This window comes from Carnobacteriaceae bacterium zg-84, from assembly GCA_013874835.1.
Taxonomy (GTDB): domain Bacteria; phylum Bacillota; class Bacilli; order Lactobacillales; family Aerococcaceae; genus WM01.
The window spans coordinates 79,045-105,827 of record CP059430.1; the positions used below are offsets into that span (position 1 = coordinate 79,045).

At 38.6% G+C, this 26,783-nt stretch carries 17 protein-coding genes, 13 tRNA genes and 3 rRNA genes; 32 read left to right on the plus strand and 1 reads right to left on the minus strand.

Going from position 1 to position 26,783, the window contains the following annotated elements:
* Position 1 precedes the first annotated feature (1 nt).
* The 32 genes from H1220_00355 (at position 2) to H1220_00510 (ending at position 25,508) form a co-directional block, all read left to right on the plus strand.
* Positions 2-907, plus strand: coding sequence for an aspartate carbamoyltransferase catalytic subunit (locus tag H1220_00355; GenBank protein QMI85875.1), 906 nt, complete (start codon positions 2-4; stop codon positions 905-907).
* An 8-nt stretch (positions 908-915) separates the two neighbouring features.
* Positions 916-1,302: a hypothetical protein gene (locus H1220_00360; protein ID QMI85876.1), complete on the plus strand. Its 387-nt coding sequence runs from the start codon at positions 916-918 to the stop codon at positions 1,300-1,302.
* Between the two features lie 8 nt (positions 1,303-1,310).
* The gene (gene prmA, locus H1220_00365) at positions 1,311-2,273 is read left to right on the plus strand and encodes a 50S ribosomal protein L11 methyltransferase (GenBank protein QMI85877.1); all 963 of its coding nucleotides are present in this window, start codon (positions 1,311-1,313) and stop codon (positions 2,271-2,273) included.
* Positions 2,255-3,007, plus strand: a complete 753-nt coding sequence (locus H1220_00370; GenBank protein ID QMI85878.1) for a 16S rRNA (uracil(1498)-N(3))-methyltransferase — start codon at positions 2,255-2,257, stop codon at positions 3,005-3,007. The genes prmA and H1220_00370 overlap by 19 nt, the downstream gene beginning before the upstream one ends.
* Before the next feature lie 2 nt (positions 3,008-3,009).
* Complete coding sequence (gene deoC / locus H1220_00375) at positions 3,010-3,678, plus strand: deoxyribose-phosphate aldolase (protein QMI85879.1); 669 nt, start codon at positions 3,010-3,012, stop codon at positions 3,676-3,678.
* A gap of 103 nt (positions 3,679-3,781) precedes the next feature.
* A complete protein-coding gene (locus H1220_00380; protein ID QMI85880.1) occupies positions 3,782-4,543 on the plus strand; it encodes a DeoR/GlpR transcriptional regulator in 762 nt (253 codons plus the stop codon).
* Between the two features lie 289 nt (positions 4,544-4,832).
* Positions 4,833-5,255, plus strand: a complete 423-nt coding sequence (lacA, locus tag H1220_00385; GenBank protein ID QMI86610.1) for a galactose-6-phosphate isomerase subunit LacA — start codon at positions 4,833-4,835, stop codon at positions 5,253-5,255.
* Positions 5,256-5,275: 20 nt separating this feature from the next.
* Positions 5,276-5,791 carry a galactose-6-phosphate isomerase subunit LacB gene (lacB, locus tag H1220_00390; protein QMI85881.1) on the plus strand — a complete coding sequence of 172 codons (516 nt, stop codon included), beginning with the start codon at positions 5,276-5,278 and terminating at the stop codon, positions 5,789-5,791.
* 100 nt (positions 5,792-5,891) lie between these two features.
* On the plus strand, positions 5,892-6,824 hold the full coding sequence (locus H1220_00395; protein QMI85882.1) for a tagatose-6-phosphate kinase: 933 nt from the start codon (positions 5,892-5,894) through the stop codon (positions 6,822-6,824).
* Between the two features lies 1 nt (position 6,825).
* Entirely contained in the window at positions 6,826-7,830 is a 1,005-nt protein-coding gene (gene lacD, locus H1220_00400; GenBank protein QMI85883.1) for a tagatose-bisphosphate aldolase, read from the plus strand.
* Positions 7,827-8,138 carry a PTS lactose/cellobiose transporter subunit IIA gene (locus tag H1220_00405; GenBank protein QMI85884.1) on the plus strand — a complete coding sequence of 104 codons (312 nt, stop codon included), beginning with the start codon at positions 7,827-7,829 and terminating at the stop codon, positions 8,136-8,138. The genes lacD and H1220_00405 overlap by 4 nt, the downstream gene beginning before the upstream one ends.
* Before the next feature lie 8 nt (positions 8,139-8,146).
* Positions 8,147-9,796 carry a PTS lactose transporter subunit IIBC gene (locus tag H1220_00410; protein ID QMI85885.1) on the plus strand — a complete coding sequence of 550 codons (1,650 nt, stop codon included), beginning with the start codon at positions 8,147-8,149 and terminating at the stop codon, positions 9,794-9,796.
* A gap of 16 nt (positions 9,797-9,812) precedes the next feature.
* Positions 9,813-11,216 carry a 6-phospho-beta-galactosidase gene (gene lacG / locus H1220_00415; GenBank protein QMI85886.1) on the plus strand — a complete coding sequence of 468 codons (1,404 nt, stop codon included), beginning with the start codon at positions 9,813-9,815 and terminating at the stop codon, positions 11,214-11,216.
* A 286-nt stretch (positions 11,217-11,502) separates the two neighbouring features.
* Positions 11,503-15,126: a DNA-directed RNA polymerase subunit beta gene (rpoB, locus tag H1220_00420; protein QMI85887.1), complete on the plus strand. Its 3,624-nt coding sequence runs from the start codon at positions 11,503-11,505 to the stop codon at positions 15,124-15,126.
* 84 nt (positions 15,127-15,210) lie between these two features.
* Complete coding sequence (rpoC, locus tag H1220_00425; GenBank protein QMI85888.1) at positions 15,211-18,861, plus strand: DNA-directed RNA polymerase subunit beta'; 3,651 nt, start codon at positions 15,211-15,213, stop codon at positions 18,859-18,861.
* A 218-nt stretch (positions 18,862-19,079) separates the two neighbouring features.
* Positions 19,080-19,322 carry a hypothetical protein gene (locus H1220_00430; protein ID QMI85889.1) on the plus strand — a complete coding sequence of 81 codons (243 nt, stop codon included), beginning with the start codon at positions 19,080-19,082 and terminating at the stop codon, positions 19,320-19,322.
* Positions 19,323-19,500: 178 nt separating this feature from the next.
* Positions 19,501-21,059: ribosomal RNA gene (locus H1220_00435) — 16S ribosomal RNA — on the plus strand.
* Positions 21,060-21,127: 68 nt separating this feature from the next.
* Positions 21,128-21,200 (plus strand) — tRNA-Ala (locus H1220_00440).
* A gap of 120 nt (positions 21,201-21,320) precedes the next feature.
* Positions 21,321-24,241: ribosomal RNA gene (locus H1220_00445) — 23S ribosomal RNA — on the plus strand.
* An 84-nt stretch (positions 24,242-24,325) separates the two neighbouring features.
* A 5S ribosomal RNA gene (gene rrf, locus H1220_00450) occupies positions 24,326-24,441 on the plus strand.
* The 16S, 23S and 5S rRNA genes sit together here with 13 tRNA genes alongside, the layout of an rRNA operon.
* A 10-nt stretch (positions 24,442-24,451) precedes the next feature.
* Positions 24,452-24,525: transfer RNA gene (locus tag H1220_00455), tRNA-Asn, on the plus strand.
* Between the two features lie 20 nt (positions 24,526-24,545).
* A tRNA-Ser gene (locus H1220_00460) sits at positions 24,546-24,632 on the plus strand.
* Between the two features lie 16 nt (positions 24,633-24,648).
* A tRNA-Glu gene (locus H1220_00465) sits at positions 24,649-24,720 on the plus strand.
* Between the two features lie 6 nt (positions 24,721-24,726).
* Positions 24,727-24,799: transfer RNA gene (locus tag H1220_00470), tRNA-Val, on the plus strand.
* 17 nt (positions 24,800-24,816) lie between these two features.
* Positions 24,817-24,889: transfer RNA gene (locus H1220_00475), tRNA-Asp, on the plus strand.
* A gap of 3 nt (positions 24,890-24,892) precedes the next feature.
* Positions 24,893-24,965, plus strand: a tRNA-Phe gene (locus H1220_00480).
* A gap of 17 nt (positions 24,966-24,982) precedes the next feature.
* Positions 24,983-25,063: transfer RNA gene (locus tag H1220_00485), tRNA-Tyr, on the plus strand.
* 21 nt (positions 25,064-25,084) lie between these two features.
* Positions 25,085-25,155, plus strand: a tRNA-Trp gene (locus tag H1220_00490).
* A 15-nt stretch (positions 25,156-25,170) separates the two neighbouring features.
* A tRNA-His gene (locus H1220_00495) sits at positions 25,171-25,243 on the plus strand.
* A gap of 8 nt (positions 25,244-25,251) precedes the next feature.
* Positions 25,252-25,323: transfer RNA gene (locus H1220_00500), tRNA-Gln, on the plus strand.
* A gap of 10 nt (positions 25,324-25,333) precedes the next feature.
* A tRNA-Cys gene (locus tag H1220_00505) sits at positions 25,334-25,404 on the plus strand.
* 20 nt (positions 25,405-25,424) lie between these two features.
* Positions 25,425-25,508: transfer RNA gene (locus H1220_00510), tRNA-Leu, on the plus strand.
* A 95-nt stretch (positions 25,509-25,603) separates the two neighbouring features.
* Here the strand turns inward: H1220_00510 and H1220_00515 are convergent.
* Entirely contained in the window at positions 25,604-26,737 is a 1,134-nt protein-coding gene (locus H1220_00515) for a site-specific integrase (protein ID QMI85890.1), read from the minus strand.
* Between the last annotated feature and the right edge of the window lie 46 nt (positions 26,738-26,783).

Here is a 26,783-nt window from a genome sequence, read left to right on the forward strand (position 1 = left end):
TATGGGAAGAAAAAATTTACAACATTTAAATCACTTTGTATCAACTAGTGATTTAAGTAAAGAGATTGTTCAATCGCTTATTGATAGAGCTATTGCATATAAAAAAGGGGCAAGTTACCATTTTTTAGAACCTAAATTTATTGCCAATTTATTTTTTGAAAGTAGTACACATACAAGATGTGCTTTTGAAATGGCAGAACATCATTTAGGGATTAAGCAACTGAGCTTTGATTATGAAACAAGTAGTGTGACAAAAGGAGCAAGCTTACACGATACAGTTGTTACGATGTGTACATTAGGTGTTGATGTACTTGTTATTCGTTCTGATGAAGAACAATTTTACACTTCTTTATTAGAAGATAAAAATGTGACATGCACCATTGTAAATGCTGGAGATGGAATGGGTGAACATCCCGTTCAAAGTATGATTGATTTGATGACGATTTATGAACATTTTGGTTCTTTTGAAGGCTTAAAAGTAGGTATTGTAGGTGATATTAAACATTCTCGTGTGGCTAATTCAGATATGGCAATGTTTAGACGCTTAGGTATGAAAGTTTATTTTTCCGGTCCAGAAGTATTTCAGAATGATAAATGTCAGATGTATGGAGATTACATGTCAATGGACGCTTTAGTTAAAGAGGTAGATGTATTGGTTCTTTTACGTATTCAACGTGAAAGACATAGTCTATCCATTAGTGATGAAACCTATTTTAAAGATTATGGATTGACTCTTGATAGAGTAGGGAACATGAAAGAAAAAGCGATTATTTTGCATCCGTGTCCAATCAATAAAGGTGTAGAAATCGCACCCGAGGTACTGACATTAGACAAATGCCGTATATTGACACAAATGAAAAACGGTGTGTATATGAATATGGCAATATTAGAAGCACTTTTAGTGTAAGAGGTAATATGAAACAGAATGATTTAATTACATATATTTTACACTATTTATCGAAATATAGCGTATCTAGTTGGCGTGTATCGAATGTATCTGAACGTGCAGAAATAGAAATAATGTTCCAAATCAGTCAAAAACAATTTAAAGTGTTAATACATGATCCTAAAATTAGTTTATTGAATGAAACGTATTATTTTGCTGTATTAACATTTGAAAAAGATAAAGGATGTTTAAAAGGTGAGGTGGATACATTTTTAGATTATTTACGACACATGACTCTAAAAGCAAAACATGCAGATGATGAAGATATTGTTTTTGATAAATTGCTCTTTCAACAATATATTCAAACAAGAAAAGACATCAATAGATTTGATACATTTTATTTACAATATAAATGAGGTTAAAGATGAAGTGGTATGAATTAAAAATAGCGACAACGTCGCCAGCAACAGAAATGGTATCGAGTATTTTAATTGAAGCAGGTTCAAATGGTGTATCGATTGAAGATCCGAGTGACTTACTGTATTTAGAAGACGACGGATTTGGGCAGATTAAACCTGAAGTAGAAGATATTTATGACACCCAAGAAGTATTTGTATCAGGTTATTTTCCAGATACAAAAAATATTATTGAAATCCAGTCTTTGATACAAGAAAAATTAAATGAAGCAACTCAATACGATTTGCCTTTAGGAAGAAATGAAATTTTATTATCAAGTGTTTCAGAAGAAGATTGGGCGAATGCTTGGAAAAAACACTACTTCCCCGTACGTATTACACGTTATTTAACGGTTGTACCTAGCTGGATTGACTATCAACCAAGTGAGCATGAACAAATCATTGAAATGGATCCAGGGATGGCATTTGGTACGGGTACACACCCAACAACACAACTATCATTAGAAGCACTGGAACGTGTGATACGTGGAGGCGAGATAGTTTTAGACGTAGGTACGGGTTCTGGTGTATTAAGTATTGCATCAAAAAAATTAGGTGCTAAACATGTGACAGCCTATGATTTAGACGAAAAAGCAACAAGTGTTGCTCGAGAAAATATTCTCCTAAATGGATATGCAGATATTATTGTGAAAGAGAATGATTTATTAACGGGCGTTCATACACAAGTTGATATTATTGTGGCAAATATTCTAGCTGAAATTTTAGAGAAATTGGTCGATGATGCTTGGAACAACTTGAAATATGGTGGACATTTTATTTTGTCCGGTATTATTTTGTCTAAAAAAGAACAACTGATGATACAGTTACAACAAAAAGGATTTGACATTATTCAAGAAAATTGTATGAAAGATTGGGTGTCACTTATTTGTGTGAAACCACTAGAGGATGATGCATGCAACGATACTTTTTAGATAGTGTTGTCAATAAAGATAGAATTGGTATTGTAAAAGAGCAGTATCACCACATGATACGTGTCATGCGTATGAAGGTCGGGCAATGTGTGTATTTAGTTGAACCGAACAGACGTGCATTTCTAGCTGAAATCACAGAAATAGAAGATGATGTTGTTTGGCTCACGTACATTGCGGATGATGATAGGCAGGTAGAATTACCTGTTGATGTGACGATTGCTTGCGGCTTACCTAAAGGGGATAAATTAGAGTTTATTGCTCAAAAAGCAACAGAATTAGGTGTACATAGTATTTTACCAGTTGAAACGAGTTGGTCTGTTGTAAAATGGGAGATGAAAAAACAAGACAAGAAAATACAAAGATTACAAAAAATTGCACAAGAAGCAGCAGAACAAAGCCATCGGCACTATGTTCCAACGATTTATCCAATGATGTCGTTTAAACAACTAATAAATCATTTAAACGATTACACTCATGTGATTGTTGCGTATGAAGAAAGTGCGAAACAGTCAGAGATGAGTCAATTAAAAAAAATATATACATCTTTAAAACCCAATGATCGACTTTTAGCGATTTTTGGTTCAGAAGGAGGACTTTCTCCAGATGAAATTACATTATTAGAAAAGGCGGGTGCAACACTTTGTGGGCTAGGTCCTAGAATTATGCGTGCAGAAACAGCTCCGTTGTACTTACTTTCATCATTATCGTATGCTTTAGAATTAGGAGGAAACTAAAAATGGCATTAAATAAATACATCGACCACACAATTTTAAAAACAGATGCAACACAAAAAGATATTGAAAAAATCTGTCAAGAAGCAAAAGAATATGACTTCATGTCTGTTTGTATTCAACCAACATGGGTAGCTTTTGCCGCTGACCAGTTAAAAGAATCAACAGTAAAAGTGTGTACTGTTATTGGATTTCCACAAGGAGCTAATACACCAGAAGTCAAAGCGTTTGAAACGAAAAATGCTATTGAAAATGGAGCGGATGAAGTAGATATGGTTATTAACGTTGGGGCTGTAAAATCACAGAACTGGGTATTAGTTGAAAAGGATATTAAAGCGGTTGTGGACGTTGCGAAAACACATGGAGCATTAAGTAAAGTTATCATTGAAACGTGTTTATTAACAGATGATGAAAAACGCCAAGTATGCGATATTTGTCGACGTGTAGGAGCTGATTTTGTTAAAACATCAACAGGATTCTCAACAGGAGGTGCAACAGTTGCGGATGTAGCACTCATGCGTGAAGTTGTAGGAAAAGATATGGGCGTCAAAGCAAGTGGTGGTATTCGTTCAAAAGAAGATGCGAAAGCGATGATTGATGCAGGTGCAACAAGACTAGGAGCTTCTAGCGGTGTGGCGATTTGCCAAGGAGAAACAGCCGATACAGACTATTAAACAGCTTTTTTAAGCTGTTTTCTTTTTAAACAAAATATGTTTGTTTTTTGTTTGTTTTGTGTATAATGAAAGAGAGTCTTTTGTTAAGGGTGAGAGGTACGATATGTTAAGTAAAGAAGAAAGATTAGAAGCGATTATTAAATTAGTAGATACAAAAGGGAGTATACGTGTTTCGGATATTGTAGATAATTTAAATGTATCAGATATGACCGTGCGCCGAGATTTAACAGAATTAGAAGAATCGGGTTTTTTAGTTCGAACACATGGGGGTGCTAGAAGTAAAAATGTTTTCCAACATAAAGAATTATCTCATGATGATAAGCACATGATGAACATTGAAGAGAAAAAAGAAATAGCCTCAAAAGCATTAGAATTAATAGAAGAAGGCGATACAGTTTTCTTGGGACCTGGTACAACGGTAGCGATGTTGGCAGATAAAATTGTCAAAACGAAAAAATCTCTGCGTGTGATTACCAACTGTCTGCCAATTTACAATATACTGATGCAAGAAAAATCTGAAAATATAGAAATTTATTTATTAGGTGGAGAAATGCGAGAGGTGACGAAATCATTTTGTGGTGATTTAACCAATATGATTTTATCACAAATGAGATTTAGTAAAATCTTTTTTAGTAGTAATGGCGTCAAAGATAATGCCATTATGACATCTACTTTCAAAGAAGGGTATACACAACAAATGGCACTGAATAATTCTCTAGATAAATATTTATTGATTGATACTTCTAAAATAGGAAAAGAAGATTTTTCAGCATTTTATACTTTGGATAAAATTAGCGGTGTTATTATTAATGGAAATGATGCTGAATATAAAAAAGAATTAAGTGCTTTTACAAAAGTATTTTAAAATAATGAATATAGAATTAAACTAAAAGGTTTGAAATCAACATATTTAATAAGTTGATTTCAAGCCTTTTTAAGTATTAACAAATTTATTGGTTTAAACAGATATTGATTTTAGGAAAGTTATTGCTTTTTATTTTTTCTGTAAAAACTAGTTATATAGACTTTTAAACATACAAACAATAAAATGTTTATTTTTTAAACAAAATATGTTGATTTTATGTTTAAACTTGTTTATAATACAAACAGAGAGAATATCTTTCATTATCTTTGAAAAGGAGGTATTAATGAGTATGAATGTTATTTTAGGGGCTGACACGGAAGGGGAGGCACTGAAAAATGATATTAAAACGTATTTGCTATCAAGAGATTATAATGTCATTGATTTAAGTGCTTCAGATGATTTTGTAGACACCACTTATCGTGTTGCGATGGCATTGAAAAAAGATGTGGATAGTTTAGGCATTGTTTTTGACGGTTATGGTGCAGGTAGTTTTATAACTGCTACAAAAATAAAAGGTATCATTGCTGCGGAAGTATCGGATGAACGATCAGCTTACATGACACGTGGACATAATAATGCTAAGTTGATTACGATTGGTGCAAATATTGTTGGAAAAGAATTAGCCAAACAAATTGTTATCGCATTTCTATCAGCTCATTATGATGGAGGACGTCATCAAATACGCGTCGATATGCTGAATAAAATGTGTTAAAAAGGAGAGGGGAAAACAGAATGAAAATTGCAATAGGTTGTGATCATATTGTTACGGATACAAAAATTGTTGTATCTGATTTTTTGAAGTCTAAAGGTCATGATGTGATTGATGTTGGAACGTATGATTTTACAAGAACGCACTATCCCATTTTTGGAAAAAAAGTCGGTGAAATAGTATCTAGTGGTGCTGCAGATTTAGGTGTATGTATATGTGGTACAGGGGTGGGTATAAATAATGCGGTGAATAAAGTACCTGGTATTCGCTCAGCCCTTGTCAGAGATATGACAACAGCTCTTTATGCCAAAGAACAATTAAATGCCAATGTTATCGGTTTTGGCGGTAAGATTATTGGAGAATTGTTGATGTGTGATATTATTGATGCCTTTATTCATGCAGAATATAAGCCGACAGAATACACAGAAAAAATCATTGCTAAAATAAAATGTCTTGAAAGTAAACATGATGATATGGATAATCCGTATTTTTTTGATGAATTTTTACAAAAATGGAACGAAGGATATTATCACGACTAATAATTAAGAAAGTGGACAATTAGGAGAGTAAAAGATCATACAATATGTTTTACAAATTGTGATGCCATTCTAGAAAAAGAATTAGGAAGAAGGAAATAAAATGATTTTAACAATAACAATGAATCCGTCAGTAGATGTATCGTATCAATTAGATACATTTGATTTAGACACTGTCAATAGAGTGTCATCTGTTCACAAAACGCCCGGAGGAAAAGGGTTAAATGTGACACGTGTTTTACACCAGCTAAGTGAACAAGTTGTTGCTGGGGGACTTTTGGGAGGAGCTTTAGGAGAGGATATACGTGACAAATTAAATACTGCATCCATTAAACATGACTTTTTTAATATTTCTGGACATACTCGTAACTGTATTGCTATTTTACACAATGGGCAACAAACAGAGATTTTAGAAAGTGGTCCAACCATATTAGACTCAGAAGCTAATGCTTTTTTAGCATATTTTCAAAAACAAATTGAACATGTGGAGATTGTATCTATTTCAGGAAGCTTACCAAAAGGATTACCAGCCAATTTTTATGTTGATATGCTATCTATTTGTGAACGTGCTGGGAAACCTGTTGTCTTAGATTGTTCTGGAGATAGTTTAAGCGAAGTTCTCCAAAGTAATGTTAAGCCCGTTGCTATCAAACCAAATATTGATGAACTATCTCAGTTATTGAAGAAACAAATTACATTAGATATAGATGTATTAAAAGAGGTGCTGTCCCATGATTTATTCAAAGACATCGAATGGATTATTGTATCTTTAGGTAAAGACGGTGCCTTTGCTAAACATCATAATAACTATTACAAAGTAGATATTCCAAAAATTCAAGTTGTTAATCCAGTTGGATCGGGAGATTCTACGGTTGCGGGTATTGTATCTAGTTTAGCCCATAAAGCTTCTGATGTAGATTTGCTGAAAAAAGCAAATGTATTAGGTATGTTAAATGCAATGGAAAATATTACAGGACATGTGAATTTAGAACGTTATCAAGAACTTTATGACGGTATTCAAGTAAGAGAGGTGTAAGATGTTTTTAACAAAGGGGAAAAGAGAGTGTTTAAATAGATTAAGTAATGAAAAGGGTATTTTATCAGCATTAGCAGTTGATCAACGAGGAGCTTTGAGAAAAATGATAGAGCGCCATCAAGAAGAAAAAGCTAGTGTTGAACAAATTGAACAGTTCAAAATATTGGTATCATCTCAACTGACTGCTTATGCCTCATCGATTTTATTAGATGCAGAGTATGGGATAAAAGCAATGCGTGTTCGACATTCAACAGCAGGGGCACTTCTTGCATATGAAAAAACAGGATATGATGCCAATACTATTGGACGTCTACCAGATATATTGGATACATGGTCCGTAAAACGATTGAAAGAACAAGGTGCGGATGCTTGTAAGTTTTTACTTTATTACAATATAGATGATGTGATGACTATCAACGATAGAAAAAAAGCGTATATCGAACGAATTGGTAGTGAATGTCGAGCGGAAGATATACCATTCTTTTTAGAAATTGTGACATACGATAATCTTATTCAAGATAATACAAGTATAGAATACGCCCGTATAAAACCTAACAAGGTTATTGAGGCGATGAAAGAATTTAGTCAAGTTCAATACGGTGTAGATGTATTGAAAGTTGAGGTGCCTGTAAATATGGCATTTGTTGAAGGTTTTACACAAGAAGGTGTTGAATCTGTCTATACACAAGAGGAAGCAAAGGCATTCTTTAAAATGCAGTCAGATAGCACTCCTCTACCATTTATTTTTTTGAGTGCAGGAGTGTCTGCTGACTTATTCCAAAAGACATTAGTATTGGCTAAAGAAGCTGGATCAACTTTCAATGGTGTATTATGTGGACGTGCCACATGGAGCGGAGCTATTGAGGTATTTGTTCGATACGGTAAAGAAAAAACGATCGAATGGTTACAAACGATAGGAAAAAAACATATTGAAACATTAAATTTCGTTTTAAATACTACGGCGACATCATGGACGGAAAAATTTGAAAAGGGGGTGAACGAATGAAAAAAGAAGATGTTTGTATGCTCGGGTTTGAAATTGTCGCTTATGCTGGGGATGCTCGTTCTGCTCTTTTAGATGCTCTATCAAAAGCAAAAGAAGGTCATTTTGAAGAGGCTCAGGAATTGATTGCAGAAGCACAAGAGAATATTAAGAATGCACACAAAACTCAAACAGATATGCTAGCTAAAGAAGCAAGTGGCGATGATATTGAAATGAGTTTTATTATGATACATGGGCAAGACCATTTGATGACAACATTATTGTTAAAAGATCTTGTGGAACATATTATCTATTTATATAAAAAAGGGTAGGGTTAAACATGAATGGGTTAATATCAAAAATTGAAGCAACAAAACCATTTTTTGAAAAAATTTCAAGAAACAAATATTTAAGAGCTATTCAAGAAGGCTTTATCGCCGCAATGCCAGTTGTATTATTTTCGAGTATGTTTCTATTGGTTGCTTTTGTACCAAATGTTTTTGGATTCTTTTGGTCGAAAGATATTGAAGCACTCATTATGAAACCATATCATTATTCAATGGGGATTATTGCTGTACTTGTTTCAGCTACAACGGCAAAGTCTTTGACAGATTCTTTTAATCGTCAATTAGAAAAAACAAATCAAATAAACCATATATCGACGATGTTAGCAGCGATTGTTGGTTTTTTATTGTTATCTTGTGATTTAGTAGACAATGCCTTTTCAAAAGGCTACTTAGGTACTACTGGACTAATAGCGGCATTTATTTCAGCTTTTATTACAGTAAATATTTATTATTTATGTACAAAAAATAATATTACAATTCGTATGCCAGAAGAAGTGCCACCGAATATTGCGCAAACGTTCAAAAATGTTATTCCATTTAGCTTAACTGTTTTTGTATTATTTGGTATTGATATTCTAATTAGAAGTTTATTAGGTAAACATTTTGCGCAAGCAATGATTGAAGTGTTACAACCGCTATTTAGTGCAGCGGACGGTTATGTCGGTATTGCAATTATTTATGGAGCCATGGCGTTATTTTGGTTTGTTGGTATTCATGGGCCGTCTGTTGTTGAACCTGCTGTAGCAGCGTTAATGTATATCAATGTAGATGCTAATTTAAAATTATTTCAATCAGGCGCACATGCAACCAATATTGTGACACCGGGTTTACAAATGTTTGTTGCAACAATGGGAGGTACAGGAGCGACATTTGTTGTGCCGTTTATGTTTATGTGGTTAGGTAAATCGAAACAAAATAAAGCGGTAGGGCGTTCGTCCTTTATTCCAACAGCTTTTGGAGTGAATGAACCTATTTTATTTGGAGCACCACTTGTTTTAAATCCTGTTTTCTTCATTCCTTTTGTGTTAGCTCCGATTGTGAACGTCTTTTTATTTAAAGGATTTGTTGATGTACTAGGAATGAACGGAAGTATACATACACTTCCTTGGACAACACCTGCCCCGATAGGACTGATTTTAACGACGGGACTGGATAAGTTTGCATTCGTATTAGCACCATTACTGATTATACTTGATACACTTATTTATTATCCATTTTTTAAAGTGTATGATAAACAAATTTTAGAAAAAGAATTGACTGAAAAACAATATTTAAAAGAGAATCAACAAGATACACAAACAGAAATTGACACGACTGTATTAATAAATGAAACACGCGTACTTGTCTTATGTGCAGGTGGTGGTACAAGTGGACTTTTAGCAAATGCACTAAATAAAGCCGCAAAAGAGTATCAACAGCCAATTAGTGCAGCGGCAGACTCCTATGGAGCACATCATGATATATTATCAAATTTTGATTTAGTCGTACTAGCACCACAAGTAGCTTCTAACTATGAAGATATCAAAAAAGAAACAGATGCATTGCATATCAAATTAGTAAAAACAAAAGGTGCTGAATATATTGGCTTAACAAGAGATCCGAAAGGTTCTTTAGATTTTGTGTTAAAACAGTTTCAAGATTAGAAAGAAGGTTATTGGGTTGAAAAAGTTACCAAAAGATTTTGTGTTTGGTGGAGCAACTGCTGCGTATCAAGCAGAGGGTGCCACAAAAGAGGGGAATAAAGGGCGGGTTGCATGGGATACATATTTAGAGAAAGAGGGAAAGTTTCTAGCAGAACCTGCTAGTGATTTTTATCATAAGTATCCCATTGATTTGGCGTTAAGTGAACAATTCGGTATAAACGGTATTCGAATTTCAGTTGCATGGTCACGCATTTTTCCAGAAGGTTATGGGACGCCTAACCAAGAAGGAATTGATTTTTATCATCGTTTGTTTAAAGAGTGTCGGAAAAGACATGTTGAACCGTTTGTCACATTACATCATTTTGACACGCCAGAAGTACTACATTGTAATGGAGATTTTTTAAATCGAGATAATATTGAACATTTTGTGAATTATGCAATCTTTTGCTTTAAAGAATTTCAAGAAGATGTTCGTTATTGGGTAACTTTCAATGAAATTTGGCCAGTATCAAGTGGGCAATACTTAGTCGGAAAGTTTCCGCCGGGTATTCGATTTGATTATGGAAAACTTGTGCAATCTATGCACAATATGATGCTTGCGCATGCTAAAACAGTGATTGCTTTTAAAGCATTGAAAATAAAAGGGGAAATAGGTGTTATTCATTCATTAGAATATAAGTATCCTTATGAAAACAAGCAAGAAAATACATTTGCTGCTAAAAAAGATGATACACTATCGAATACATTTTTATTAGAGGCGACATTCAATGGAGGATACTCAGCAGAAACATTGGACATCATTCAGTTTATTTTAAGGGCGAATAATGCGAGTGTTGACATAAAAAAAGAAGATTTAGAGTTGCTGAAACATGCCAGTGATAAAAATGATTTTTTAGGTATCAACTATTATCAAAGCAACTTTATTCAAAATTATTCTGGTGAGAATGAGATTTTTCATAATGGAACAGGCGAGAAGGGGACGTCTGTATTCCGATTAAAAGGTGTAGGGGAACATAAATTTGATATGGATATTCCACGTACGGATTGGGATTGGCTCATTTATCCAAAGGGACTATATGATATGATGGTGCGTATAAAAAAAGAATATCCAAACTATAAAAAAATATATGTAACAGAAAACGGTATGGGGTATAAGGACGAGTTTAAAGACGGCGTAATTGATGACGAGCCACGAATTGACTATATTAGACAACATTTAGAGGCTATTCATCAAGCAATCGAGGATGGAGTAATTGTAAAAGGATATTTCTTGTGGTCGTTAATGGATGTATTCTCATGGTCAAATGGATATAATAAGCGATACGGTTTATTTTATGTCGATTTTGATACACAAGAACGTTATCCTAAAAAGAGTGCCTATTGGTATAAAATAGTGGCACAAACCCGAGAAATTAAATAATAAAAAAGCGTTAAGTTTTGCATGATAAACTTAACGCTTTTTGTTTATTATATTTTGACATAAAGAACTGAAAGGAGTATAATATCATAATGCAAAACGTGTACTTAAAATCAAAAATAAGTGTTGAAATATTGTCCAATCCTTATTTTATTCGCATTTTAGGAGCAAAAGAATCATTGTGTAAACATATTTCTTTTGCCTTTTTTTTGCTCATTATTGATTTTTGTAACGTAATTGTAATAAAAGTAACGAAAATGTTATATAAAATAAACTAGGGGTGACATGAGTGGCAGGACATAATGTTCAATATGGTAAACACCGTGTACGTCGCAGCTATGCGAGAATTAGTGAAGTGTTGGAATTACCAAACTTAATTGAAATTCAAACAGATTCTTATGAATGGTTCTTAGCAGAAGGTATTCGTGATGTACTACATGATATTTCACCAATCGAAGATCATGCAGGTAAGTTACAATTAGAATTTTTAGATTATCATTTCCAAGAACCAAAATATAGTTTAGCAGAATCTCGTAATCGAGATGTGAATTATTCTGCACCGATGTATGTTAAATTACGCTTGATTAACAAAGAAACGGGAGAAGTGAAAGACCAAGACGTATTCTTTGGAGATTTACCATTGATGACAGAAATGGGAACATTTATCATCAACGGGGCAGAGCGTGTTATCGTTTCTCAGTTAGTACGTTCTCCAGGTGTTTACTACCATGAAAAAATGGACAAAAATGGTAAACGTAGTTTTGGAACAACGTTAATTCCAAACCGTGGGGCGTGGTTAGAATATGAATCAGATGCAAAAGATATTGCTTATGCACGTATTGACCGCACAAGAAAAATTCCTGTAACAACACTTGTTCGTGCTCTAGGTTTTGGTTCTGACGACCAAATTTTAGATATTTTTGGTGAAGATCCTCAACTAAAAAATACAATCGAAAAAGATGTACATAAAAATGCAGCCGATACAAGAACAGAAGAAGCGTTAAAAGATATTTATGATCGTTTAAGACCGGGTGAACCGAAAACGGCAGATAGTTCACGTAATTTATTAAATGCACGTTTTTTTGATCCAAAACGTTATGACATGGCTGCGGTAGGTCGCTATAAAGTTAACAAAAAATTAAACTTATTACTACGTTTAAGAGATACAACATTAGCTGAAACACTTGTAGATGTAGAAACAGGCGAAGTGTTAGCAAGCGCAGGAACGGTTTTATCTAAAGATGTATTAGAAAAATTAGAACCGCATTTTAACAATGGATTAAATGCTGTGACATTATATCCAACAGATGACGGTGTTACGACAGATCCGGTTGTTATCCAAATTGTCAAAATTTATTCACCAAATGATCCTGATCGTATCATCAATGTGATTGGAAATGGCAATGTAGATTCACATATTAAAAGCTTAACATCTGCTGATGTTATTGCTTCATTGAACTACTTCTTGAATTTGTCTGAAGGATTAGGTTCAGTAGATGATATTGACCATCTAGGAAATAGACGTATTCGTTCAGTTGGTGAATTATTACAAAACCAATTCCGTGTAGGATTGGCACGTATGGAACGTGTTGTCCGTGAGCGTATGTCTATTCAAGACACAGAAACAGTTGTGCCACAAGCGTTAATCAATATTCGTCCGGTTGTAGCTGCCATCAAAGAATTTTTTGGTTCATCACAGTTGTCACAATTTATGGACCAAACAAACCCATTAGGTGAGTTGACGCACAAACGTCGTCTATCAGCCCTTGGACCAGGCGGTTTGACACGTGACCGCGCAGGATATGAAGTACGTGACGTACACAATTCTCACTACGGTCGTATGTGTCCAATCGAAACGCCAGAGGGACCAAACATTGGTTTGATTAACAGTTTATCAAGTTATGCGAAAGTAAACGAGTATGGATTTATTGAAACGCCGTATCGTTTAGTAGATCCAGTAACACACAAAGTAACAGACGAAATTCATTATTTAACAGCAGATGAAGAAGCAAGCATTGTGATTGCCCAAGCGAACTCTCCGTTAAATGAAGACGGAAGTTTTGTAAATGAACTTGTCATGGCAAGATCTGCTCAAGGTAACTTGGAAGTACCAGTTGAAAGAGTAGACTATATGGACGTATCTCCAAAACAGGTAGTTGCTGTAGCGACAGCGTGTATTCCTTTCTTGGAAAATGACGACTCAAACCGTGCTCTTATGGGAGCGAACATGCAACGTCAAGCTGTTCCTTTAATTAATCCAAAAGCACCTTTTGTTGGTACTGGTATGGAATATAAAGCAGCACATGACTCTGGAGCAGCCTTGATTTGTAAACATGAAGGTATTGTAGAGTATGTTGATGCAAAAGAAGTTCGAGTGCGTCGCGATAATGGAGCGTTAGATAAATACGATATTATTAAATTCGCTCGTTCTAACTCAGGAACATGTTATAACCAACGTCCGCTAGTTTCAAAAGGCGATAGAGTAGATGTTGGAGAAATCTTAGCAGATGGACCATCTATGGAAAAAGGTGAAATGGCATTAGGCCAAAATGTACTTGTTGCCTTTATGACATGGGAAGGTTATAACTATGAAGATGCTGTTATTATGAGTGAACGTTTAGTAAAAGATGATGTGTACACATCTATTCATATTGAAGAATATGAATCAGAGGCTCGTGATACTAAATTAGGGCCTGAAGAAATCACACGTGAAATCCCTAATGTTGGGGAAGATATGTTACGCAACTTAGACCAATTTGGTATTATTCGTGTTGGAGCAGAAGTAAAAGATGGTGATATTTTAGTTGGTAAAGTAACACCAAAAGGTTTGACAGAATTATCAGCAGAAGAACGCCTTTTACATGCGATTTTCGGTGAAAAAGCAAGAGAAGTACGTGATACATCATTAAAAGTACCTCATGGTGGTGGTGGTATTGTTCATGATGTAAAAATCTTCAAACGTGAAAATGGTGATGAACTATCTCCAGGTGTAAATATGTTGGTACGTGTATATATCGTACAAAAACGTAAAATTAACGAAGGGGATAAAATGGCTGGACGTCATGGTAATAAGGGGGTTGTATCCCGCATTATGCCTGAAGAAGATATGCCATTCCTACCTGACGGAACACCAGTAGACATCATGTTGAATCCATTAGGGGTTCCTTCACGTATGAATATCGGACAAGTACTTGAATTACACTTAGGTATGGCAGCTAGAGAATTAGGTATTTATGTTGCAACACCAGTATTTGACGGTGCTCGTGAAGAAGACGTTTGGGGTACGATTGAAGAAGCTGGTATGGCAAAAGATGCTAAAACAGTTTTATATGACGGTAGAACAGGAGAACCATTTGATAACCGTGTATCCGTTGGTGTCATGTACATGATTAAACTAGCACACATGGTTGATGATAAATTACATGCTCGTTCAACTGGTCCATACTCACTTGTTACGCAACAACCTCTTGGAGGTAAAGCACAATTTGGTGGACAAAGATTTGGTGAAATGGAGGTATGGGCATTAGAAGCGTATGGAGCAGCCTATACATTACAAGAGATTTTAACATACAAATCTGATGATACTGTTGGTCGTGTGAAAACATATGAAGCGATTGTTAAAGGTCAACAAATTCCAAAACCAGGTGTGCCAGAAGCGTTCCGAGTATTAGTAAAAGAATTACAAGCATTAGGTTTAGACATGAAAGTGCTTGATGAAAATGACGAAGAAATTGAATTGCGTGATATGGACGATGACGATGATGTTGTGAACGTCAATCGCCTAGAACAATACGCAGAACGTTTAAGACAAGTTGATGAAGAATTGGCTGAAGAAGAAATCGTTGAAGAAGATGTTGTGGATGATGAATTCATAACATTGGATGACATTGATGACGCAGACATTGATTTATAATATCTAAGAGAGCATAGCTCTCTTAGATTCATGAATAAAAGAGCATATTGGGCAGCTCGAAAAATATAAAGGGAGGTTGGCCCCTTGATAGATGTAAATAATTTTGATAGTATGCAGATTTCACTAGCATCACCAGATAAAATAAGAGAATGGTCTTATGGTGAAGTCACAAAACCAGAAACAATAAACTATCGAACATTAAAACCAGAAAAAGAAGGTCTGTTTTGTGAACGTATTTTCGGACCTACAAAAGACTGGGAATGTTCGTGTGGTAAATATAAACGTATTCGATACAAAGGCGTAAAATGTGACCGCTGCGGAGTAGAAGTGACACGTGCGAAAGTCCGCCGTGAACGCTTAGGACACATTGAATTGGCAGCGCCAGTATCACACGTTTGGTATTTTAAAGGCATACCAAGCCGTATGGGATTGGTATTGGATATGAGTCCTCGTTCATTAGAAGAAGTTATTTATTTTGCTTCTTATGTTGTCATTGATGGAGGAACAACACCTTTAGAGAACAAACAATTATTATCAGAACGTGAATACCGTGAATATAAATTGAAATATGGAAACCAGTTCACTGCTATGATGGGAGCTGAAGCCATTCAAAAATTATTAGAACGTGTAGATTTAGAAAAAGAAGTTACAGAACTAAAAGAAGAGTTAAAAACAGCACAAGGACAACGCCGTACAAGAGCAATTCGTCGTTTGGATATTTTAGATGCATTCAGACATTCAGGCAATAGACCTAGCTGGATGGTGATGAACACATTACCAGTTATTCCACCAGATTTAAGACCAATGGTTCAGTTAGAGGGCGGACGTTTTGCAACAAGTGACTTGAACGATTTATATCGCCGTGTGATTAACCGTAATAATCGCTTAAAACGTCTTATTGAGATTAACGCTCCTACTATCATTGTACAAAATGAAAAACGTATGTTGCAAGAAGCAGTAGATGCTCTAATTGACAATGGTCGTCGCGGTAGACCGGTTGTAGGACCAGGAAATCGCCCATTAAAATCTCTTTCACACATGTTGAAAGGGAAACAAGGTCGTTTACGTCAAAACTTATTAGGTAAACGTGTTGACTACTCTGGTCGTTCTGTTATTGTTGTTGGTCCAAATTTAAAAATGTATCAATGTGGACTACCAAAAGAAATGGCGATTGAATTATTCAAACCATTTGTAATGAAAGAATTAGTAGAACGCGAATTAGCAGGAAATATCAAAAATGCAAAACGTAAAATTGAACGTCAAGATGATGATGTATGGAAAGTATTAGCAGAAGTTATTCGCGAACATCCAGTATTGCTAAACCGAGCACCTACATTGCATAGATTAGGTATCCAAGCGTTTGAACCAACGTTGGTTGAAGGACGTGCAATTCGTTTACACCCACTAGTGTGTGAAGCGTATAATGCCGACTTTGACGGAGACCAAATGGCTGTTCACGTACCACTTGGACAAGAAGCGCAAGCAGAGGCACGTTTATTGATGTTAGCTGCACAAAATATCTTGAATCCAAAAGATGGTAAACCGGTTGTAACACCTTCTCAAGATATGGTTTTAGGTAACTATTACTTGACTATGGAAGACGCTGGTCGTGTTGGAGAAGGTATGATGTTTAGCAGTGTTGATGAAGTTAGAACCGCTTATCAAAATGGTTTTGTTCATTTGCACACACGTATTGCCGTTGATCCAACAGCTTTAGGGGATAAACCATTTACAGATTCACAAAAAGAACGTTTGTTAGTGACAACAGTTGGTAAAATTTTCTTCAATGAAATTATGCCAGTTGAGTTCCCTTATTTAAATGAACCAACGCAATATAATTTAGAAGTGGCTACACCTGATAAGTTCTTTGTAGATAGAGGCGTGAATGTGTCTGATTTTATCCAAGAACAACCATTAGTAGCACCATTCAAGAAAAAAAATCTAGGAAACATCATTGCTGAAGTATTCAAACGATTCCACATCACGCAAACATCTGAGATGTTGGATAGAATGAAAAACTTAGGATACAGTTATTCAACACGTTCGGGAATTACTGTTGGTATTGCTGATATTACAAACTTAGCTGTGAAGAAGGATATTTTAGATGCAGCGCATAAAAAAGTTGATAATATTACAAAACAATTTAGACGTGGTTTGATTACGGATGAAGAACGTTACCAAAATGTTATTTCAACTTGGAACGAAGCGAAAGATAACATCCAAGTTGCCTTAATGGAATCATTAGATGATCGAAACCCAATCTTTATGATGAGTGACTCTGGTGCCCGTGGTAACATTTCCAACTTTACACAGTTAGCTGGTATGCGTGGTTTGATGGCTGCTCCAAACGGTCGTATCATGGAATTACCAATTACGTCTAACTTCCGTGAAGGGTTATCTGTCTTAGAAATGTTTATTTCTACACACGGTGCTCGTAAAGGGATGACCGATACAGCTTTAAAAACAGCCGATTCAGGTTACTTAACAAGACGTTTAGTAGACGTTGCACAAGATGTGATTATTCGTGAAACAGATTGTGGAACAGATAGAGGATTAACTATCTCTGCTATCAAAGAAGGCAATGAAGTTATTGAAAGTTTAGAAGAACGTTTAGTGGGTCGTTATGCAAAACGCTCAATTATCCATCCAGAAACAAATGAAGTTATCGTAAAAGGTAATACAATGATTACTGAAGATGATGCTCGCCGTGTCACAGAAGCAGGTGTTGAAGAAGTAACAATTCGTTCAGTATTTACATGTAATACCCGCCATGGTGTATGTAAACACTGTTATGGACGTAACTTAGCAACAGGTTCAGATGTTGAGGTTGGGGAAGCAGTAGGTATTATTGCGGCGCAATCTATCGGGGAACCAGGAACACAGTTAACCATGCGTACATTCCATACAGGCGGGGTTGCTGGAGATGACATCACACAAGGTTTACCTCGTATTCAAGAAATTTTTGAAGCGCGCAATCCAAAAGGTCGTGCTATCATTACCGAAGTTGCGGGGGATATTACGTCTATCGAAGAAAATCCTTCAGATAGAAGTAAAGATGTTACTGTACAAGGGAAAACAGATACAAGAACTTATACAGTACCATATACTTCTCGCTTAAAAGTGTCCGTAGGAGATAGTGTACATCGTGGTATGCCGTTGACAGAGGGGTCTATTGATCCTAAAGAGTTATTACGTGTACGTGATGTATTATCAGTTGAAACATACTTACTACGTGAAGTGCAAAAAGTATACCGCATGCAAGGGGTAGAAATTGGAGATAAACACGTTGAAGTAATGGTTCGTCAAATGCTACGCAAAGTACGCGTTATGGATCCAGGTGCAACTGAAATTTTACCAGGCACATTGATGGATATTGCAGACTTTACAGAGAAAAATATGGCAACATTACGTATGGGTGATACTCCTGCGACAGCACGTCCAGTATTACTAGGTATTACAAAAGCGTCATTGGAAACAAATAGTTTCTTATCTGCTGCCTCATTCCAAGAAACAACACGTGTCTTAACAGATGCTGCTATTCGTGGAAAACGTGACGAATTATTAGGTCTAAAAGAAAATGTTATCATCGGTAAAATTATCCCAGCCGGGACAGGTATGTCTAGATACCGCCGTATGAAACCAGAAGTTTTAAGCAATAAAACAAATGGCGTATACAGCATTGCTGACGGGGAATACGAAGCAACAAACGAAGATGATTTAACAATTTATGAATAAAATAAAAATAAGGCTAACGAGATTGTTAGCCTTATTTTGTGCGTTGGTGGGGTATCGGGAAGAAAGGTGTAAATTGCCTTGTTTTCAAGAATTAGTAAATAATGGTGTGAATAGCAGTTGCTATTCGATGTTACTGAAGAAGATGTTTTACAATAAAAAGTATTGTCTAAAAAAGACTTTTGTCAAAAAATATACTTTATTTTTAGGGCACAGTTGAGATGTTATTAGTTATAAATGAACATAAATATACATATTTATCCGCTTTTGGATTACAAAAAATGATGAAAAGCTATACAAAATACGTATTTTTCACTTACAAATCACAAGTGGTTAATGGTAACAGAAAAGAGATAAGTGCCAAAAACGTTGATCTGACGGTTGAAATAAAAAAGTTTGAAAAAAAAGAAAAAAAGTTTGAAAAAGGTGTTGACAAAAAAAAGGTGTGTTGGTATGATGTATAAGTCGTCGCAAGGGACGACAAAACGACTGGAAACAGTCGACACAGCCCTTTGAAAACTAAACAAAGACAAACCAAATGTGTAGGGACAACATCCAATGGATGTGTCAAAACAAAAACAATAAATCTGGATGGAAACATCCAAAGATAAGTCAGCAAAAAAGAGCTTAAAAACTTTTATATTTAATGAGAGTTTGATCCTGGCTCAGGACAAACGCTGGCGGCGTGCCTAATACATGCAAGTCGAGCGGAGCTTAGAAGATGCTTGCATTTTCTAAGTTTAGCGGCGGACGGGTGAGTAACACGTGGGTAACCTGCCCATCAGATAGGGATAACAGTCGGAAACGACTGCTAATCCCAATAGGCTTGTGTATCGCATGATACACAAGGGAAAGACGGTGTAAGCTGTCGCTGATGGATGGACCCGCGGCGTATTAGCTAGTTGGTGAGGTAACGGCTCACCAAGGCCATGATACGTAGCCGACCTGAGAGGGTGATCGGCCACATTGGGACTGAGACACGGCCCAAACTCCTACGGGAGGCAGCAGTAGGGAATCTTCGGCAATGGACGAAAGTCTGACCGAGCAACGCCGCGTGAGTGAAGAAGGTTTTCGGATCGTAAAACTCTGTTGTTAGAAAAGAACACCTTTTAGAGTAACTGCTAAGAGATTGACGGTATCTAACCAGAAAGCCACGGCTAACTACGTGCCAGCAGCCGCGGTAATACGTAGGTGGCAAGCGTTGTCCGGATTTATTGGGCGTAAAGCGAGAGCAGGCGGTTCCTTAAGTCTGATGTGAAAGCCCACGGCTCAACCGTGGAGGGTCATTGGAAACTGGGGGACTTGAGTGCAGAAGAGGAGAGTGGAATTCCATGTGTAGCGGTGGAATGCGTAGATATATGGAGGAACACCAGTGGCGAAGGCGACTCTCTGGTCTGTAACTGACGCTGAGTCTCGAAAGCGTGGGGAGCAAACAGGATTAGATACCCTGGTAGTCCACGCCGTAAACGATGAGTGCTAAGTGTTGGGAGGTTTCCACCTTTCAGTGCTGTAGTTAACGCATTAAGCACTCCGCCTGGGGAGTACGACCGCAAGGTTGAAACTCAAAGGAATTGACGGGGACCCGCACAAGCGGTGGAGCATGTGGTTTAATTCGAAGCAACGCGAAGAACCTTACCAAGTCTTGACATCCTTTGACCACTCTAGAGATAGAGAATTCCCTTTGGGGACAAAGTGACAGGTGGTGCATGGTTGTCGTCAGCTCGTGTCGTGAGATGTTGGGTTAAGTCCCGCAACGAGCGCAACCCTTATGATTAGTTGCCAGCATTCAGTTGGGCACTCTAATCAGACTGCCGGTGACAAACCGGAGGAAGGTGGGGATGACGTCAAATCATCATGCCCCTTATGACTTGGGCTACACACGTGCTACAATGGACGGTACAACGAGCAGCGAACTCGCGAGGGTAAGCGAATCTCTTAAAGCCGTTCTCAGTTCGGATTGTAGGCTGCAACTCGCCTACATGAAGCCGGAATCGCTAGTAATCGCAAATCAGCACGTTGCGGTGAATACGTTCCCGGGTCTTGTACACACCGCCCGTCACACCACGAGAGTTTGTAACACCCGAAGCCGGTGGGGTAACCGTAAGGAGCTAGCCGTCTAAGGTGGGATAGATGATTGGGGTGAAGTCGTAACAAGGTAGCCGTATCGGAAGGTGCGGCTGGATCACCTCCTTTCTAAGGAAAAGAAGGAAAGCACAACAGGGGCGTCTTGTTTAGTTTTGAGAGGGTTGAAAGACCTAATCAAGAGGTTGGGGGATTAGCTCAGCTGGGAGAGCGCCTGCTTTGCACGCAGGAGGTCAGCGGTTCGATCCCGCTATTCTCCATAGAGTACGGTAGTACTCGAAGAAGACCTTTGACAACTGAATACATAGAAAACAAACCAAGAAAATTTTACCGAGAAGAGTTTTTTAAAAGAGAATCGCAACATACAGGAAATGTATGGTAGGTTAAGTAAATAAGGGCGCACGGTGAATGCCTTGGCACTAGGAGCCGAAGAAGGACGGGACGAACACCGAAATGCTTTGGGGAGCTGTAAGTAAGCAATGATCCAGAGATATCCGAATGGGGGAACCCACTATCCGTGATGGGATAGTATCCATTAGTGAATACATAGCTAATGAGAAGGTAGACGCAGGGAACTGAAACATCTCATTACCTGCAGGAAGAGAAAGAAAAATCGATTTCCTGAGTAGCGGCGAGCGAAACGGAAGGAGCCCAAACCAGTCAGCATGCTGATTGGGGTTGTAGGACTACGATGTGAGAGTGAGTTTTATAGACGAATGGCGTGGGAACGTCAGCCAAAGAGAGTGAAAGCCTCGTAGTCGAAATGGAATGAGCCTCTAGTAGCATCCTGAGTACGGCGGGACACGAGGAATCCCGTTGGAATCCGCCAGGACCATCTGGCAAGGCTAAATACTCCCTAGTGACCGATAGTGAACAAGTACCGTGAGGGAAAGGTGAAAAGCACCCCGGGAGGGGAGTGAAAGAGAACCTGAAACCGTGTGCTTACAAGTAGTTAGAGCCCGTTTATGGGTGATAGCGTACCTTTTGTAGAATGGACCGGCGAGTTACGATAGCGTGCGAGGTTAAGTTGAAGAGACGGAGCCGAAGCGAAAGCGAGTCTGAATAGGGCGAGATAGTACGTTGTCGTAGACCCGAAACCAAGTGACCTACCCATGTCCAGGTTGAAGGTGTGGTAAGACACACTGGAGGACCGAACCAGGGCACGTTGAAAAGTGCTTGGATGAGGTGTGGGTAGCGGAGAAATTCCAATCGAACTTGGAGATAGCTGGTTCTCTCCGAAATAGCTTTAGGGCTAGCCTCGTTGTGAGAATCCTGGAGGTAGAGCACTGTTTGGACTAGGGGCCCATCTCGGGTTACCGAATTCAGATAAACTCCGAATGCCAGAGATTTATAAACGGGAGTCAGACTGCGAGTGATAAGATCCGTAGTCGAAAGGGAAACAGCCCAGACCACCAGCTAAGGTCCCAAAGTGTCTGTTAAGTGGAAAAGGATGTGGGATTGCTTAAACAACTAGGATGTTGGCTTAGAAGCAGCCACCATTTAAAGAGTGCGTAATAGCTCACTAGTCGAGTGATCCTGCGCCGAAAATGTACCGGGGCTAAACAGACCACCGAAGCTGTGGATTGACGTGAAGAGCGTCAGTGGTAGGAGAGCGTTCTAAGGGCGAAGAAGCCATACCGTAAGGAGTGGTGGAGCGTTTAGAAGTGAGAATGCCGGTATGAGTAGCGAAAGACGGGTGAGAATCCCGTCCACCGAATAACTAAGGTTTCCTGGGGAAGGCTCGTCCTCCCAGGGTTAGTCGGGACCTAAGGCGAGGCCGATAGGCGTAGTCGATGGATAACAGGTTGATATTCCTGTACTTGTCACAACTGATTGAGTGATGGAGGGACGCAGGAGGTTGAAAGAGTCCACTGATGGAATAGTGAGATCTAAGCAACGAGTTTGAAGATGAGTAAAATGCTTGTCTTTATAAGAATGAGTTGTGATGGGGGCTTGAAAGGAAACGAGTAGAGTCTATCTTATCAATCACACTGCCAAGAAAAGCTTCTAGCGAGGCTGTGACAACCCGTACCGCAAACCGACACAGGTAGTTGAGGAGAGAATCCTAAGGTGAGCGAGCGAACTCTCGTTAAGGAACTCGGCAAAATGACCCCGTAACTTCGGGAGAAGGGGTGCTGATGGAAGCATCAGCCGCAGTGAATAGGCCCAAGCGACTGTTTATCAAAAACACAGGTCTCTGCAAAATCGAAAGATGACGTATAGGGGCTGACGCCTGCCCGGTGCTGGAAGGTTAAGAGGAGTGCTTAGCGCAAGCGAAGGTATGAATTGAAGCCCCAGTAAACGGCGGCCGTAACTATAACGGTCCTAAGGTAGCGAAATTCCTTGTCGGGTAAGTTCCGACCCGCACGAAAGGCGTAACGATTTGGGCACTGTCTCAACGAGAGGCTCGGTGAAATTATAGTACCTGTGAAGATGCAGGTTACCCGCGACAGGACGGAAAGACCCCATGGAGCTTTACTGCAGTTTGATATTGAGTGTTTGTGTGACATGTACAGGATAGGTAGGAGCCTAAGAGGTGGGGACGTCAGTTTCCAAGGAGGCGCTGGTGGGATACTACCCTTGTGACATGAACCCTCTAACCCGAGTCATGAAGACGTGACTGGAGACAGTGTCAGATGGGCAGTTTGACTGGGGCGGTCGCCTCCTAAAGAGTAACGGAGGCGCCCAAAGGTTCCCTCAGAATGGTTGGAAATCATTCGAAGAGTGTAAAGGCAGAAGGGAGCTTGACTGCGAGACGGACAGGTCGAGCAGGGACGAAAGTCGGGCTTAGTGATCCGGTGGTACCGTATGGAAGGGCCATCGCTCAACGGATAAAAGCTACCCTGGGGATAACAGGCTTATCTCCCCCAAGAGTTCACATCGACGGGGAGGTTTGGCACCTCGATGTCGGCTCGTCGCATCCTGGGGCTGAAGTCGGTCCCAAGGGTTGGGCTGTTCGCCCATTAAAGCGGCACGCGAGCTGGGTTCAGAACGTCGTGAGACAGTTCGGTCCCTATCCGTCGCGGGCGTAGGAAATTTGAGAGGAGCTGTCCTTAGTACGAGAGGACCGGGATGGACACACCGCTGGTGTACCAGTTGTTCTGCCAAGGGCATCGCTGGGTAGCTATGTGTGGACGGGATAAACGCTGAAAGCATCTAAGCGTGAAGCCCCCCTCGAGATGAGATTTCCCATCTGAGAAGAGTAAGACCCCTGAGAGACGAACAGGTAGATAGGCTAGGAGTGGAAGTGCTGTGAGGCATGGAGCGGACTAGTACTAATCGGTCGAGGACTTAACCAAAAGAGCAGAAGAGGTAAGAAGGAAGGGTAAGTGGCTATGTATTCAGTTGTGAGAGGTTTGAAAGAACTTTTCTAAAAGCGAGAAAGTGTGGTAATGATGGCAAGAAGGACACACCTGTCACCATGTCGAACACAGAAGTTAAGCTTCTTAGCGCCGAGGGTAGTTGGGGCATTGCCCCTGTGAGAGTAGGACGTTGCCACGCTTTTGGTTTATCCGCAATAGCTCAGTTGGTAGTAGCGCATGACTGTTAATCATGATGTCGTAGGTTCGAGTCCTACTTGCGGAGTTGGAGAATATTTGGATTCTGGAGAGTTGTCCGAGAGGCCGAAGGAGCACGATTGGAAATCGTGTAGGCGGGAAACTGTCTCAAGGGTTCGAATCCCTTACTCTCCGTTTTTTATTTTGTTATGGCCCGTTGGTCAAGCGGTTAAGACACCGCCCTTTCACGGCGGTAACACGGGTTCGAGTCCCGTACGGGTCATTAGTTGGAGGTTTAGCTCAGCTGGGAGAGCACCTGCCTTACAAGCAGGGGGTCAGCGGTTCGATCCCGTTAACCTCCACTTTCTCATATTATTGTGGTTCCGTGGTGTAGGGGTTAACATGCCTGCCTGTCACGCAGGAGATCGCGGGTTCAAATCCCGTCGGGACCGTATGGTTCAGTAGCTCAGTTGGTAGAGCACTTGATTGAAGCTCAAGGTGTCGGCAGTTCGACTCTGTCCTGAACCACTTTTATTTCTTAATATGGAGGGGTAGCGAAGTGGCTAAACGCGGCGGACTGTAAATCCGCTCCTTAGGGTTCGGCAGTTCGAATCTGCCCCCCTCCATTAAAAGTATTTAAACTACCTAGGGGTATAGTTTAAAGGTAGAACAAAGGTCTCCAAAACCTTTGGTGTGGGTTCGATTCCTGCTACCCCTGTTTACTAGTATTATGGCGGTCGTGGCGAAGTGGTTAACGCTCCGGATTGTGGCTCCGGCATTCGCGGGTTCGATTCCCGTCGATCGCCCTTTTTATTGGGGTATAGCCAAGCGGTAAGGCAACGGACTTTGACTCCGTCATTCGTTGGTTCGAATCCAGCTACCCCAGTTTGTTTTATGGCGGTATAGCCAAGTGGTAAGGCACGGGTCTGCAAAACCTTGATCACCGGTTCAAATCCGGTTACCGCCTTTGCACAAGTTTTATGATAAGCCGGCGTGGCGGAATTGGCAGACGCGCTGGACTCAAAATCCAGTGCCCTCACGGGCGTGCCGGTTCGACCCCGGCCGCCGGTATTGTTTATACGACAAGGTTTGTGCGACTTTGTTTATACGTTGAGAAGCGTAAAAATCAACGTAAAGTTTCTTAAAATTTCTTATGGTGAGAAATTTTAGTACAAAAGGTCTAGCTTATCAGCTAGGCTTTTTTGCTTACTTGGATATAAATGTGAATAGGTATCAATCGTAGTCGCAATAGATGCGTGACCTAGTCGTTCTTTTACGATATGATAATCTTCCCCTTGATTGATAAGTAAAGAAGCATGAGAGTGTCTAAAATCATGAATACGAATACGTTTAATATTTGTATCGCGAGTTAGAACTTTTTTATATATTTTTTCAATACTATTTTTACCGATTTCTAAAAGATTAGATTGAATACATTGTAGGTCAGATGAATTGTTTATATAGTCTTTTAAAATTTCTGATTGCTTGTCTTTCCAGTTCTTTAACTCATTAAGTAATTTAGAATTGATAGAAATAATACGATCTGAAGTTTTTGTTTTTGTTGTTCCAATAATATTTTTTCCATTTTGTCGATAAACGGTTTTATTTATTGTGATTGTTGCATTTTGAAAGTTAATATCTGACCATTTAAGTGCAAGAGCTTCTCCTAATCTCATACCTGTAAAATAAAGAAGTGTGAAGAATAATTCCATATTGTATTCATCTTCTTGAAAAAGAGATTTGAAATGGAGAAATTCTTCTAGTGTCCAATATTGGATAGAGGATTTAGTTGTTGGAAGCTTTTTTAAAAGTGTCATAGGATTGGATTGGTAATATCCTTTTTTAACACCAATATCTAAAATCTTTTTTAATAGTATCATGATTTTATTGATACTATTATTATTTAATGTTCTATCTTTAAATTGCCGATGAGATTTCTTTTTAAGATGCTCTCTAAAATCGTATATATCGTCATAAGTAATTTTTTTAATATCGGTATTTTTAAAATAGGGGAATATATGACGATTATAATTATTTTCTTGAGTTGTGATATAGCTTAGTTTTCTATTATTTATCATATCCTCCTTTTTTAGTAAGTGATAAAGTGGGTCGATTTGTACGGATTTTCCGTATCTGTTTTCGTGTAATTCAACAATACGTAGATGTTGTTCGATATTGATAGCTTCTTGTTTGGTTCGTATTCCTTTACGGACAATTCTTTTTTGTTTACCAGTTACAGAGTTGTATCCTCCGCTTACATCTACGGTATATGTTCCATTTATTTGTTTTTTTATTGTCATAGTGTCTATCCTTACATAGAAGAAATTCTAAACAATGACATTCTCA